Here is a 13,547-nt window from a genome sequence, read left to right as displayed (position 1 = left end):
CATAGCCGATCAGAATTTTGCAGGAGTATAAGGTTCTGCAGGAGGGCAAAATATTGAGGGGTACGAAATAATAGAGGGGAAGAAATATTGAAAGGAAGAAAAGGTAAATAATAAAGGCTGCTCGGAAAATATCCTGTCAACTGCCCGCTAAATCTAAAGATTTAACGGGTTTCCTGCTGAGGTTTTATGAACCCAGGGTCTTGAATAATCCTTTAAAAAAGCCAGTTTGAATCCCGGCAATATTCCATCCATGATTTTAATTAAGGGATCTTCTTCAATGGCGGATCACTTGTTAAAAGATGGCTCTGATTCATTTTTCGATCCAATTAGACTCTTTTAAGACCGTTTCTGTCCTTTATCAGAACTTTCCTGATTCATGACTTTTCCAATTTCAAATTTGGTCTTATCTCTGTAGAATCCTGTTCAGACCTCTTTTCAGACCCCGTTATGACCCGCTTTCAAGTTGCTTCCTAAAAAAGAGTCAAGATTCTGCGTATCTGACAAAGGACGCCTTATATTTCACCGGGATTTACTGGTATATATAAATGAGATATGAAAATAGATAACATAACCGACTCTCTTTTTAGAAGGCAAAAAAGAATTTATTATTTGCAAAAAAAACATTAGACTTTCAATTTCAAAATAAGCCTTTTTTACATCGAGGGCGATTTTCATCCTGCTGAAATAAACTCGTTCCCTCAAATTTGAAGCCGCATAATTTTTTACGGATATTATATGGAAAAACGAAAAAGAATCTGAAAACAGGAATTCTATTGAATAAAAAAACCGAATCAGAACTGATAAAAAAGAAGCAGAAACCTGATCTAATAGTTACAAATCAGAAAAATAAAAACCCGATAAAAAACAAAAGGATGAATGTGTTTGGGAAACACACTCATTTCATCTTTATTTTCTTCTCTCTTATTTCATCTTTATTTTCTTCTCTTTCCTGCGTATTCATCCATGCAAGTGACTTCACAGCATTTCACTCCCATCCTGTAGGCCGCCCGGGCGATCATGTGTCCGGAAATCGGGTTGGTAAGGAGGATGAAAAGTGCGACAGTGAAGGCTTTTACACCCATGGGAGTGATACCTTCCTGAATAATAATGCTCGTGAGAACTCCGAAAGCTCCCAGGGTGCCGACCTTGGTAGTTGCATGCAACCTGTTATAGACATCAGGCAGGCGAAGGAGACCAATCATACCCAGAGAGAGGAAAAAGATCCCTATAAGCAGACTGATGATACTTAGAATATCTGCAACAAGTGCCAATTCGCCAGCCATCAGAGCACCTCCCCTTTATCAAGGTATTTTGCCACTATAACCGTTCCTACGAAGGAAATGATTGCAAGAAGCATGGCTACGTCCATCAGGAAGATCGAACTTGCCTGATAAGCGTAAAGTGCGAAAATAACACACAGGGCATTACCCATGGCATCTTCTGCCGCAATCCTGTCAGCAAGGGTCGGACCATACAGCACTCTGTAAATACAGGGAGCTGTGGCGACGACCATCACGATCAACGCTAGGAAATCTGCCTGTTCCAGTGAGATAATCATTCGAATGCCTCCAGCACATATTTTTCAAGATCATCCCTGATGGAATCACGAACTCCCTGCGGATCGGTCGCATCGATTGAATGGACATAAAGAATGGATTTGTCATCCGATATGTCCACGGTCAGGGTTCCGGGAGTCAGCGTGATCGTGTTTGCAATCCCGGTGATGCCTATATTGGTCTTGGTCCTTATAGGAACCGCGATAATTCCGGGTTTGATGTTGATTGTGGGACTAAGAACGATCTTTGCGACAACAATGTTGGCTTTTATAATCTCCTTTATCAGCACATAGAAGTACTTTATTTTCTTGGGAATCTTTGCCAGCCAATCCCCTGTCGGGTGTACCACTTCATCCAGCCTGTACAGTTTGCTGAAAGGCTCTACAACTATCATTCCGAAGATGAGGCCAAGAAACAGACTGCCGATGGTTACATACCCACTGACCAGACACCAGACGACCGGGAGTGCCATGTAAGTAATCAAACGACGCTTCATCTAATCACCCTCAATAATACTGCATCAATATACGGCTGCGGATCAGTGATCTGCATCGCTATGGTCTGTGCAATTTCAAGGATCGGGTTGCCAAATATTCCGAGAATGAACACAAGAGCTGCCAGCAGCATGATCGGACCTACAATCAATATGGACAGTTTGTGGTGGGAATACTCGCCGTACTGCGGGTCTCTCTCTCCCCAGAAAATAAGCATCCAGCCTCTGAACATATAGAACAGAGTAAAGAATGCAAATAATAACGCAATAGCTATAGGGAGATAGAATGCCGATCTGAGTCCTGCATCGAAGAGAGAGAACTTACCAATAAATCCGCCCATCGGGGGTACTCCACCAATGGACATGGCTCCTACAAGGAAGGAGAAAGCCATTAAGGGATTACTGTTGATCATGCCTCCCATCTTACGCATGTCCCTGGTTTCTGCATGGTGAATAATACCACCCGAAGTAAGGAACAACATACTCTTGGCAATAGCGTGGTTTACCAGGTAGACAAAAGATGCCGCAACGATTAAAGTCCCACCTGCAATTTCACCTGCTTCAAGTGCAATTGCTCCCATTCCAAAACCCAGGAAAACATATCCTATCTGGGATACACTGGAGTAAGCTAGCAAACGTTTGACGTCGTTCTGTCCTATTGCAGCTGTGGCTCCAAGTCCTATAGTGATGAGAGCGAGCAGTAGAATGATCGGTCCGTACACTCCTTTGAGAGGTGCAAAGATAACAAAGAGGACCCTGAGTATACCATAGGCTCCGATCTTGATAATCACACCACTGAGCATCGCACTGATCGGGGACGGAGCTGTGGGGTGAACATCCGGAAGCCAGTAGTGCAGAGGAAAGACTGCTGCTTTTCCAGCGAATACGATAATGAAAAGCAGACCAATAGCGTACATGTGCCAGGGCATTGTACCTGCATCGGCAAGAATCCTGACCTTAAGTGCAATGTCAGCCATGTTCAGAGAACCGACGGATGCGTACAGAGAAGTGACTGCAAGCAGCATCGCATTTGAACCGAGCATGTTCAGTACAATGTACTTCATGGTAGCTTCCATCTTATCCGAGATCTTCGTAACCTTTGAGGTTTCATTTGCAACGATCAAAGCTCCTGAAGAGAGCAGCATGATCTCGAAGAAGACAAACAGGTTGAAAATATCGCCTGTCAGGAAGATTCCGTTGATACCTGCAAGCATCAGGTTGTACAGGGAATGATAGGTCAGGTTCAGGGATTTACTCTCTATATAATCGTAGGAATAAATCAGACCCATACAGCCTATAAGGCAACTCAGGACAACCATACTTGAGCTCAAAAGATCGGCTACAAGCACAATTCCGTACTTTCCGAACTCACCTACCTCATATACTATTATTCCGTCGTTCCAGACCGTATAGATAAGCAGCCCGCTTAAAGCCAGTAAGCCGATGCTCACTACTATATCAAGAGCTTTCTGGAATCCAGGGTAATTCTTGCTGAGGATAGTAAGAGGAGCCATTAACAAAGGTATGGCGATCAGGAACATGGGCAGATGCTGCATTAAGAAGCTCATCCCCACAACCTCCTGAGTTCCCCTACATCAATAGTACCATATTCTTCATTAATGCGGTACGCAAGGGTCAATATGAAAGCAGTGGTTGCAAGCCCGATCACAATTGCCGTGAGCACGAGAGCCTGCACAAGAGGATCCACGAATGCTGTATACGGATTGGTTGTTATTGGCCCGATTATTCCAGCTGCCAGGTTATCGTTATAGATAAGGCCCTGGTTAAGGCCCTCAACAGCTTGCTGGTGCTCCAGAATCGGTACAAGCGTACCGTCACTGAAGACTCCGCCGGCAACTATGTAAAGGTTTATAGAGTGGGATATGATCCCGAAACCGATGATGACTTTCATCATATCCCTGCGGAAAATCAGGAAAGTTCCGATTCCAAAGAGCAGGGAAATGGTAAGTGCGAGAAGAGTGTTATTCATTTTCCACCCTCCGAAGCTTTGTCAGTTCCTACTTTAGTCACAATAAATAGCAGTCCTCCGACCACTACAAAGTACACACCAAGGTCAAAGAACATGGAAGAAACCAGTTCAATCTCACCAAGGTGAATGCCTCCTACTACTACAGGAATGAAATCAAAGGCACTTCTGAAGTAGTTGTGGCCTGCAAATAAGGGAGACCATGCCGTAATACTTGCAAACAGGAGCCCATAGCCAAACCATGTGTGCCAGTCGGGGTTCCAGATTTTCTTGATGTCATCGAATCCGTATGCCACGTAGATAAGTCCGATTCCACAAGCACACAGCACACCACCAATGAAACCGCCGCCTGGCCTGTTTCCACCAATCAACAAAAGATCGATAGAGTACAGCATGTCCACCATCAGGCAGATCTTTGCAATCGTTTTGGTAATTACCGTGGTCACTCTTCTTCACCTCCCTCAGCTTTTCCTGCTCTGCTCAGGATCAGGTTATAGACACCAAGAGCTGCAAGGGAAAGAACCGAAATTTCTCCAATGGTATCATACCCTCTGAAGTCCACGACTATCACGTTGACAACGTTAAGCCCACCTGTCATTTGCAGGCTTTTGTCTATGAAGTAGTGAGAGAAGGACTCAAACGGTGCAAGCATTCCGGCGTTTGCGTTTACCATTAAGGCAAAAACTGCAAATGTAACCACTGCCGAGATTGCGAAATTCACCATAACCTTACCCGCTGGCATAGGTTCCTTGAATTTTTGAGGAATCTTAATGATTGCCAGGATGAAGATAATGGTTGACAGCGTTTCCACACAGACCTGTGTCATTGCAAGGTCAGGAGCCTTCAGGTACATGTAAAGCAGGGATACCAGGAAACCCAGAGCCGAGAGAGACAGGACCGCAGGCAGATATTTAGGGATTATCGCAGCACCAAGCGCTGCCACAATCATCAGAGCATAAAGCACGATCTCATAAGGCTGTGAATTGAAGTTCAGTCCTTCAGGGAAGATGCTTCCCAGACTTATACCCTGGGTGTACACTGGCCACAGGATCAGGAAGATCATGAAAAGCATTGCAGCTTTGATATAACCTCCGATAGGTCCTGGCTGGGTAACTGCTCCGAACTTGGCGGCTATACCCTTTGCATTGTTTACTGTTGCATCATACCAGTAGTTCACGCTGATCCAGGGGAGCTTGGCATTGAAACTGTTCTGCCAGGCAGCAATTGAGTCATAGAACTTGTAGAGTACAAGACCGATGGCAAAAGTTGCTATCGTCATCAAAAGCGGCGTGGTAATCCCATGCCAGAGCTTGATGTGCAGAGTATCAGCATGCGGGACAAGTCCGCTATAGGCAGGCTGGATCAGATAATCAACCGGGAACTTGGGGTAGAGCCCGAAGAAGATGATCAGACCTGCAAGGAAGACTGCCGGAGCCAGCATAACCCAGGGGGCATCGTGAATGTGGTGAGGGACATCGTGGTCGTGTGTCCTCTCTCCGAGGAAGATCCCATCTATCAGTTTGATAGAGTACATGAGGGTGAACACACCACCGGCCACTGCAACAGCGGGGAAGACAATAGCCCACGGTCCTCCATAAGTTTCTGAAACCAGTTCTCCGATTTCAAGAGATGTCTCGTAGAACATTTCCTTGCTCAGGAACCCGTTGAGGGGAGGGACACCTGCCATCGAAGCTGCTGCGATCACCGCAACTATGAACGTTTTTGGCATCTCCTTACGCAAACCACCCAGTTTTCTGATATCTCGAGTTGTCGCCTCGTGAGCCACGATACCTGCCACCAGGAAGAGGGTAGCCTTAAAGGTGGAGTGGTTCAGCAGGTGGAAGGTTGCTGCAGCAAAACCCAGTCCCGGATGTTCAGCCGTACTGTAACCATACATGGTCATCAGGTAGGCCAGCTGGCTGATTGTCGAGTAAGCCAGGATGGCTTTGATGTCGGTCTGCCGGAAAGCCAGGAAGCCCGCCATAACCATGGTGAACATCCCCGTTCCTGAAACCAGGATCAGCCATTCGGGGGTTCCCGAAAGGATAGGATGCATCCTTGCAACCAGATAGACACCAGCCTTGACCATTGTAGCCGAGTGCAGGAAGGCGCTCACAGGGGTCGGAGCTTCCATAGCGTTGGGTAGCCATATATAGAATGGGCCCTGTGCAGATTTGGAAGCAGCTCCAATGAAGATCAGAACCAGGACTGCAACATAAAACGGACTTCCGTGTAATGTTGAAAGGAGTTCTGAACTCTGAGCGACTTCAGAGATACCATAGGTGCCTGTAACAACCCTAAGCATCAGGAAGCCTGCGAACATGACAAGTCCGCCACCGGCAGTTATCAGAAAGGCTTTGGTTGCGCCATATACGGATTCTGGTCTTTCTCTCCAGTATCCGATAAGCATAAAAGATGTTATACTAGTCAGTTCCCAGAAAATAAACATCTGGATAGTATTATCTGTATAGGCAATGCCCAGCATTGCACCCATAAAGAGTAAGAGCCACTGGTAGTACCTTGGTAGGTCTTCCTTTGTGGACATATAACCGTTTGAATAGGACATGATGATAACACCAACGCCTGAAACGATTAATGCCAGGAGAACGGCCATGCCGTCTCCGTAAAAGTCTAAGGATAGACCAGCTGCCGGTAACCAGTCCCACGAACCCTTAACAGGAGTGCCTGCCATAGCGTACGGGATTACCTGAGCGTTCAACACAAAACACGTAAATGCAATAAGTGCCGAAATCCAGCCAATCCTCTGTTTGAATACTCTATATAATACAGGTAATGTCCATGCAAGTATAAATGGTAAAAAGACAGCTATTACTATTGCATTAAATGGATCCATGAATCATCAACCCAACCTCTGTAGTTTTTTGGTTATTTAATAGTGAACACTAGTCAGGTTCAAAAGTTTCAATCCAGAATTCAATCCACATAGAAAATAAAGATATAATGTAATCTTATATTTTCCTCGCGTATACTCTTTTGTCATATAGTAAAAATGTTTCGGTTTTTACTGGACGCATCTTCAGCATCAAGCAAACTATTTTGCGTCCAAAATTGCACATGAAATCTTGCCAAATTGTTCCCTGATTACAGCAAATACCTCCCTTTCAAAACTGCAGATTTTTACGTAATTGGAATTAAATCCCACTTTTCTCATTGAAATTTTAGCTTTTCTCAGTTCTTAACGCTATCGATTTTATCATAGAGGGGTTTAATGAAACGATATACAATACTTCAAATAAGAACTAAATAAATATAAAGGTATAAAACCGATAGCATCTGGTTTACTAATTTCCATGTGGATTCTCAAATATTTGAATATTTCCAAAAAACACTATCAAGAAAAGAGCAATTTCAAGGAAAAAAAATATGAAAATAAAGATCAGAAGAAAAAAATTTCCATTTGGAGTAGCAATTTAATCAGGATAATTAGTGAAATTAGTTAGTAAGTAATTCCCTTAATCAGTATAAGTTATTTATACACTAAAACTGTGAATCTGTAAATCTAATTTGAGAAAGCAATAGAGAATGATTCAGTAGCAGGTTCAGTGAAAGTAAGTCAGTTTTAAAATATATATGTGCATATATCAAAAAAATGAAACGTACGTATAAAATGAATCAAATAGATAAAAAAGAGAAATATGCGCATTGAAAGTAAAAAAAATCAAAATAGAAAGAAACTTGAAAGAAAGTAATTTGTCAAAAAAAAGAAACTGCGGGCAAAAAAAGGTCACAAAAAGGAAAAGAGTATATCTAACATAATTATTCGAAACCTTCTGGTTTTGAAACGATCAGAGAATTGTTCTAGAAATGCGTTAAGGAATAGATTCTCGATAAAAGAATAAAAATTAAAAAATATACAGGGCATACTTAAAAATGTTTAAGAGAATTGCAAAAGGACGAATAATTTAAAAACTACCCATGCTACCTTAAAAAGGTACATTAAACCAAACACAAAGATCCCTAAAACGCCAGTAAATACTAGCCTTAGGAGAAAAAAGGTTCAGAATTATTTTCTCTTCTATAATAAGAGAAGAAAAATAAAAAATCCTCTATATGCTGATTCTACACTCACATATTTATCAGGGTTCAGGCTTTTGTTTCCTGTCCTTCGCCCTGAAACGGTCGGTCCTCTGTCTTTTCGAATTAATTGATCTCTATTGCTACAGGACTTTCCTCGGGGCAACGCCTGAAGGTAACCTCAAGCACTCCATTTTTGTAACTTGCTTTTGCACTCTTCGGATCCACAAGGACAGGGAGTTCCACGTCTTCCGAATATTCTGAAAGCCCAATGACTTTAATTTCAAGGTGCTGAGCGGTAGCGTGCAGCAGGAGATCTTTCTTTTCAACCTCCGGAAATTCTGCAAGTACGTGCACCATGTCCTCGTTTTCAAATATATCAATTAAAGGTTCTTTTGTTTCTGAGGCAAAGAAGTTCTCTTCTTTTTGAGAGTATTCCGGAACGTTTCCAAATTCCCGGAGTTCAGTATCTTCCCCCGGGCGATGAATGATAGAAAATCCGTAAACAAAGGGAACGGACTCTCCCATTTCTTCCAGGAGGGCTTCGATCATCTCTTCCAGGTTGTCAAAAAGTTCAGACCCAAAATCTTCAAAGAAATCCTTTCTTTTTCTTATGCCCACCATTATTACCTCTGATTTTCCTCTTGCTCCCGAAAAATCACTCTATATCGATTGAAGTTCGGGAACTGGACTCCAGCCGGTTAAAGGTAACTTCCAGCACACCATTTTTATATGTGGCTTTAGCACTCTGGGGGTCCACCTTTACGGGCAGTTCCACACGTTCGGAGTATTTTGGATTCCCATCTAATGTTTCGATGTCAAGTATTAAATCAGTTGCGTTCAGTTGAATGTTTTCTTTCTCGATGCCCGGCATCTCGGCAACCACGTGGACTTTTTCCTCGGATTCCAGTACATCAATAAGGGGTTTTCTTATGTCAAGATAGCGTTTTTCTCCGGTTTCCATCTGTTCAAACATCGGGATATTCCCAAATTCCCGGATTTCAGGCTCTTCCCCTGCCCGCTGGGTTACGGAAAAACCGTAAACAAAAGGGTGCTGCCCGAAGTTATCCATACTCATGCCCATAGCCCTGCTAAGGCGCTCGAACATTTCGTCCATGTCCTTAAGGGGATCAATTCCGAATATTTCATCGAAAAAACTTCTTTTTCTCCTGTCTCTGTCCATCTCATCACATCATTATTAAGTTATGCGTCTTGAGTTTCTTAAGTGAGTATTACCCAAATCAGTAAGGTTATTAATTGAAATGGTTATTTTCCACTAAAATTAAAAAGACCGGTATTAACCGGTATGTCATGCAAAGCCTCATTCGGACTGCGGAAAACTCGGAACTTCTGTTCCCTCGCTTTCCTTTTCCTGTTCTTTTGCTTCGGAAGATTCTTCCTCAAGCTCAGTTGCATACCTGGCAAAGAGTTCGGCACTCTTCTCATACGCACTCAGGTTTTCTCTGGATATTGTAGGCTTTACACGGCGGATTGCTTTTATAAAGTGTTTTTTGGAAAGCCTAACGTCCCCTATCTTCTCCCGGATGTCCTTTCGGTTGATACCCGGGGTAACTATTTCCCTGAGGGCGAGCATTGCCGCTTCCCTGCAGACGCCTTCGATATCCGCACCCACATATCCCTCGGTCATCTCAGCAAGCTCGGAGAGGTTTACGTCTTCTGCAAGGGGTTTTTCTTTTGTGTGGATCTCAAAGATTTTCTCCCTGCCTTCTTTTCCGGGCGGCTTGATGTAAATGAGCCTGTCAAAACGGCCAGGTCTGAGGAGAGCAGGGTCTACCATGTCCGGTCGGTTTGTAGCAGCAACTATGATGACGTCTTTGAGTTCCTCTACCCCGTCAAGTTCTGTAAGGATCTGGCTTACCACTCTTTCGGAGACGTGGGTATCGGAAACAGAGCTTCTTTCCGGAGCAATGGAGTCAATCTCATCAAAGAAAATTACAGTTGGTGCAGACTGCTTTGCTTTTCGGAATGTTTCCCTGATTGCACGCTCGGATTCCCCCACATATTTACTAAGCAGTTCGGGACCTTTTATACTTATAAAGTTGGCTTCACTCTCGCTTGCAACAGCTTTTGCGAGCAAAGTCTTACCAGTACCCGGAGGCCCGAAAAGCAGTACACCTCTCGGAGGCTTTATACTGACAGCCCTGAACATTTCAGGATACTTGAGGGGCCATTCCACAGACTCGATAAGTTCCTGTTTTGCTTTCTCAAGTCCACCGATATCATCCCAGCCCACATGCAGAACTTCAACGTAGACTTCTCGCATGGCCGAAGGCTCAATGTTCTTCAGGGCTTCCCTAAAGTCCTCCTTCGTAACCACCAGGTTGTCAATGATTTCCTGTGGGATTTCCTCTTCGATATCGATTTCAGGAGTGATCCGTCTAAGGGCATGCATCGCGGCCTCCTTGCAGAGCGAGGACAGGTCAGCTCCCACAAAACCATGGGTCACATCTGCAATTTCGCCAAGGTTCACTTCATCTTCAAGAGGCATACCTCTGGTGTGGATCAGGAGAATCTGCTTTCTGCCGTTCCGGTCAGGAACTCCAATTTCAATTTCCCTGTCAAACCTTCCACCGCGACGGAGAGCTTCATCAATGGAATTTGGGCGGTTTGTGGCAGCTATGACCACGACTTCCCCCCTGGACTTGAGCCCGTCCATCAGGGAGAGCAGCTGAGCAACTACTCTTCGTTCCATTTCTCCGGTGACTTCACTGCGTTTGGGGGCAATGGAGTCAATTTCGTCTATGAAGATAATGGAAGGTGCATCTTTCTCTGCCTCTTCGAAAATCTCACGGAGCTTTTGTTCACTTTCCCCATAATATTTGGAAACGATTTCAGGACCGCTTATGGTAATGAAACTGGCATCAGTTTCACTTGCGACTGCCTTTGCAATCATTGTCTTTCCCGTCCCGGGGGCCCCATGAAGAAGAACCCCTTTAGGAGGCTCGATTCCCAGCTTCTGGAAGAGTTCAGGGTGCCTCATTGGCAGCTCAATCATTTCCCTGACAAGCTGGATTTCCCGCCTGAGCCCCCCGATATCCTCGTATGAGATACCTTCCGGAGCCTTGATTTCCTCAAATGATTTTTCCTTGATAACAATTTCAGTGTCTTTGGTGACAACAACCGGCCCTGCGGGTCTTGTAGATGCTACGATGAAAGTAAGGGGGTTATTTACAGTTTCAACCCTGATCTGCTGACCTTTGTTCAGAGGTCTGCCCTCGATTATTCTCAGGATGTAATGGGCGCCGCCCACAAGCCTGACAGGCTGGGATGGAGCAAGTGTGACCCTTTGCGCATGCTTTGCCTGGACCTTCTGGATCGTAACCCTGTCATCAATTCCAACCTTTGCATTGCTGCGCAGGTTTCCGTCTATTCTGATCCTGTTCTCCTGCCCGCGCTCGACGTTAGGCCAGACAATTGCATAAGTCCTGGATTTACCTGAAATTTCAATTATATCTCCGCTCACAAGATCCATTTGCTGCATCAGAAGGATATCGATTCTTGCAATTCCCCTACCCACATCTTTATGATACGCCTCAGCTACTCTCAGATTCATTTCTTCAGTCATTTATTCTCAACCCCGGTCTCACATACTCTCCAGTACTGCTGGTTATTTTTAATCGTGTATTCAACAAAACCCCTTTCTGCAAGGTCCGTAAGGTTAGACATTATAATGCTAGGGTGAAGACGCAGGTTATAGCAGAGGACAGCCGATGTAGCCTCATTTTTCAGAAGCTCGAACAGGAGCTCACATTCTACAGGGTTTCTGGCAACCTCTTCAATTGAGTCCAGGCATCTGTCCATCAGTTCCGTATATTCAACCTGTAGCTTTTTCTGCATTTGCACAAGCTCTTCCTGCCTTGCTTTAAGTTCCCGAAGCTTGTCGCTCAGTTTCAGAAAGAAGCAGGATGATTCATCTCTAGCAATAGTTTCATTCCTCTCGACAGCAGATCTTTCCCCTTTATTCTCCCTGTCAAAATGAATGTCCTGAAGAGACATTGTATATGCATAAGGTGATACGGACACCTCAAGCCTCATGTTATTTGCAATATTGAAGTACTTGCGCCTCTGCTCATCCACACTGAACTCGATCAGCCCTGCCTGCTCTAACAGGCTCAGATGACTGATAATCGCCTTTGGTCCTACCCCCAGCCTGCCTGAAATTTCACTGACATAGCAGGGGCGGTTTGCAAGAAGCTGAATTATCTTCCTGCGGTTTTCATTCCCCAGGATGTCAAGTAATTTTGCCGGGTCCATGTTTTTCCCTCTTGTGATTCCTGAAATGTTATGATGAATAATTAGCAACATGTTTTGAATTTTTGTATTTATATATTTTTGTGATGATGATTATAATATATACATTATATAGGACATAGATTAAATAGTAACTCCGATCCTTTTCTACAATTCGTTTGAATTGTTGTCTTCCTGCTACTCAAATCTCCAGTAAAAAAATTCACGAATCTGTATGGCAGGAGATACAGGAAATCCATGTCAGAAGTATCGGTCAGGATACTAAATATTGCGATTGCACAATAGTTAGTAACCATTAGTTAGCAATAATAGAATATAAGGTTTCCTATGAAGCTCGCTTTGCCTCGAAAATCAGTGAAAATCGGATATTCGCAGGACAAAAAAACTGAGTTTACAGATCGAAATCAAAACCGATAGCTAGGAGTTGAGGATAATTTAAATGAACACATTGAAACTAGATCTGGTGTCGAGTGGATAAAAATTAAACACGAAAAAAGAAAGTATTGTTTTATTTTTAGCTGGAATGTTTGCAAGAGGGACCCAACATATATATATTATTTATACGGAGTGATTTTAATCTAATCCGTTTAGAAATATGCTTATCCAAAATATCGCAAAAACTATTGCAATGATAAGAGATTCAATCTTTTCTTTTGATGCATAATACCCTTCCAGTCCACCAATAATTATCAAACTTCCAAAATAAGTAAAAATATCGATAATCCGCTCGGTTTCTGGAATATTTCCAGCAATAAATGAACTTAGATGTAGTTCATAGAACAAACATAATGTCGGCACTGTTCCAACTATAATCGATCCGAGTCTATCTTTTGTCTGTGATCCATAAAAGATAGGAGCCATTGGGTATACAAATATACTAATCAGTACAATAAGAACTCCAAACAGCTCTGGCAATATGCGAAAAATATCAAAAATGAAGACGGACAGCGCAAAGATATGAATCAATGCAGATACAAGCAATGGTACAATTACTGATTGAATCATTTTCCTTGTCGTCATTTTCTCCACACCAACACCACCATGGCAAATCAAACCCAATGAACATTGCAATCTTTACTCATATTTAAATCAACTTGTATTAAGGTAAAGAGTGATACCCGCATTTTGCATGAATAGCTAAAAAGAAGATGAAAAAAGACCGCGAAGAGCAAAAAACCACAATAAGCAAATAACATAAGAAACT

The 13,547-nt window shown here is 43.3% G+C and carries 12 protein-coding genes; all 12 read right to left on the bottom strand.

Features of this window, described 5'->3' with window-relative positions; genetic code table 11:
- Positions 1-932: 932 nt before the first annotated feature.
- Positions 933-1,283 carry a monovalent cation/H(+) antiporter subunit G gene (mnhG, locus tag EO98_RS01775; RefSeq protein ID WP_048141801.1) on the bottom strand — a complete coding sequence of 117 codons (351 nt, stop codon included), beginning with the start codon at positions 1,281-1,283 and terminating at the stop codon, positions 933-935.
- Positions 1,283-1,558, bottom strand: coding sequence for a cation:proton antiporter (locus tag EO98_RS01770; RefSeq protein ID WP_048141799.1), 276 nt, complete (start codon positions 1,556-1,558; stop codon positions 1,283-1,285). Before EO98_RS01770 ends, mnhG begins: the two co-directional genes overlap by 1 nt.
- Complete coding sequence (locus tag EO98_RS01765) at positions 1,555-2,052, bottom strand: Na+/H+ antiporter subunit E (protein ID WP_048141797.1); 498 nt, start codon at positions 2,050-2,052, stop codon at positions 1,555-1,557. Before EO98_RS01765 ends, EO98_RS01770 begins: the two co-directional genes overlap by 4 nt.
- Positions 2,049-3,617 carry a proton-conducting transporter membrane subunit gene (locus EO98_RS01760; RefSeq protein WP_048141795.1) on the bottom strand — a complete coding sequence of 523 codons (1,569 nt, stop codon included), beginning with the start codon at positions 3,615-3,617 and terminating at the stop codon, positions 2,049-2,051. Before EO98_RS01760 ends, EO98_RS01765 begins: the two co-directional genes overlap by 4 nt.
- The gene (locus tag EO98_RS01755) at positions 3,614-4,039 is read right to left on the bottom strand and encodes an NADH-quinone oxidoreductase subunit K (RefSeq protein ID WP_048141793.1); all 426 of its coding nucleotides are present in this window, start codon (positions 4,037-4,039) and stop codon (positions 3,614-3,616) included. The genes EO98_RS01760 and EO98_RS01755 overlap by 4 nt, the downstream gene beginning before the upstream one ends.
- Positions 4,036-4,482: a monovalent cation/H+ antiporter subunit B gene (locus EO98_RS01750; RefSeq protein ID WP_048132125.1), complete on the bottom strand. Its 447-nt coding sequence runs from the start codon at positions 4,480-4,482 to the stop codon at positions 4,036-4,038. The genes EO98_RS01755 and EO98_RS01750 overlap by 4 nt, the downstream gene beginning before the upstream one ends.
- On the bottom strand, positions 4,479-6,890 hold the full coding sequence (mbhE, locus tag EO98_RS01745; RefSeq protein WP_048141791.1) for a hydrogen gas-evolving membrane-bound hydrogenase subunit E: 2,412 nt from the start codon (positions 6,888-6,890) through the stop codon (positions 4,479-4,481). The genes EO98_RS01750 and mbhE overlap by 4 nt, the downstream gene beginning before the upstream one ends.
- Before the next feature lie 1,307 nt (positions 6,891-8,197).
- Complete coding sequence (locus tag EO98_RS01740) at positions 8,198-8,695, bottom strand: Hsp20/alpha crystallin family protein (protein ID WP_048132249.1); 498 nt, start codon at positions 8,693-8,695, stop codon at positions 8,198-8,200.
- A 34-nt stretch (positions 8,696-8,729) separates the two neighbouring features.
- Complete coding sequence (gene hsp20, locus EO98_RS01735) at positions 8,730-9,254, bottom strand: archaeal heat shock protein Hsp20 (RefSeq protein ID WP_048132251.1); 525 nt, start codon at positions 9,252-9,254, stop codon at positions 8,730-8,732.
- A 138-nt stretch (positions 9,255-9,392) separates the two neighbouring features.
- Positions 9,393-11,657 (bottom strand): CDC48 family AAA ATPase, encoded by a 2,265-nt coding sequence (locus EO98_RS01730; RefSeq protein ID WP_048141789.1) that lies wholly within the window; start codon positions 11,655-11,657, stop codon positions 9,393-9,395.
- Positions 11,654-12,346, bottom strand: a complete 693-nt coding sequence (locus EO98_RS01725) for an ArsR family transcriptional regulator (protein WP_048141787.1) — start codon at positions 12,344-12,346, stop codon at positions 11,654-11,656. Before EO98_RS01725 ends, EO98_RS01730 begins: the two co-directional genes overlap by 4 nt.
- A gap of 570 nt (positions 12,347-12,916) precedes the next feature.
- On the bottom strand, positions 12,917-13,372 hold the full coding sequence (locus EO98_RS01720) for a hypothetical protein (protein WP_052734552.1): 456 nt from the start codon (positions 13,370-13,372) through the stop codon (positions 12,917-12,919).
- Positions 13,373-13,547 lie beyond the last annotated feature (175 nt).

It is taken from the genome of Methanosarcina sp. 2.H.T.1A.6 (assembly GCF_000979455.1).
Taxonomy (GTDB): domain Archaea; phylum Halobacteriota; class Methanosarcinia; order Methanosarcinales; family Methanosarcinaceae; genus Methanosarcina.
Note: the sequence above shows the minus strand (reverse complement) of the source record. Positions and strands in the feature narration are given on the sequence as shown.

Coding starts and splice junctions, on each gene's coding strand:
- mnhG (WP_048141801.1), bottom strand. CDS start 1,283: ATGGCTGGCGAATTGGCACTTGTTGCAGATATTCTAAGTATCATCAGT.
- EO98_RS01770 (WP_048141799.1), bottom strand. CDS start 1,558: ATGATTATCTCACTGGAACAGGCAGATTTCCTAGCGTTGATCGTGATG.
- EO98_RS01765 (WP_048141797.1), bottom strand. CDS start 2,052: ATGAAGCGTCGTTTGATTACTTACATGGCACTCCCGGTCGTCTGGTGT.
- EO98_RS01760 (WP_048141795.1), bottom strand. CDS start 3,617: ATGAGCTTCTTAATGCAGCATCTGCCCATGTTCCTGATCGCCATACCT.
- EO98_RS01755 (WP_048141793.1), bottom strand. CDS start 4,039: ATGAATAACACTCTTCTCGCACTTACCATTTCCCTGCTCTTTGGAATC.
- mbhE (WP_048141791.1), bottom strand. CDS start 6,890: ATGGATCCATTTAATGCAATAGTAATAGCTGTCTTTTTACCATTTATA.
- EO98_RS01740 (WP_048132249.1), bottom strand. CDS start 8,695: ATGGTGGGCATAAGAAAAAGAAAGGATTTCTTTGAAGATTTTGGGTCT.
- hsp20 (WP_048132251.1), bottom strand. CDS start 9,254: ATGGACAGAGACAGGAGAAAAAGAAGTTTTTTCGATGAAATATTCGGA.
- EO98_RS01730 (WP_048141789.1), bottom strand. CDS start 11,657: ATGACTGAAGAAATGAATCTGAGAGTAGCTGAGGCGTATCATAAAGAT.
- EO98_RS01725 (WP_048141787.1), bottom strand. CDS start 12,346: ATGGACCCGGCAAAATTACTTGACATCCTGGGGAATGAAAACCGCAGG.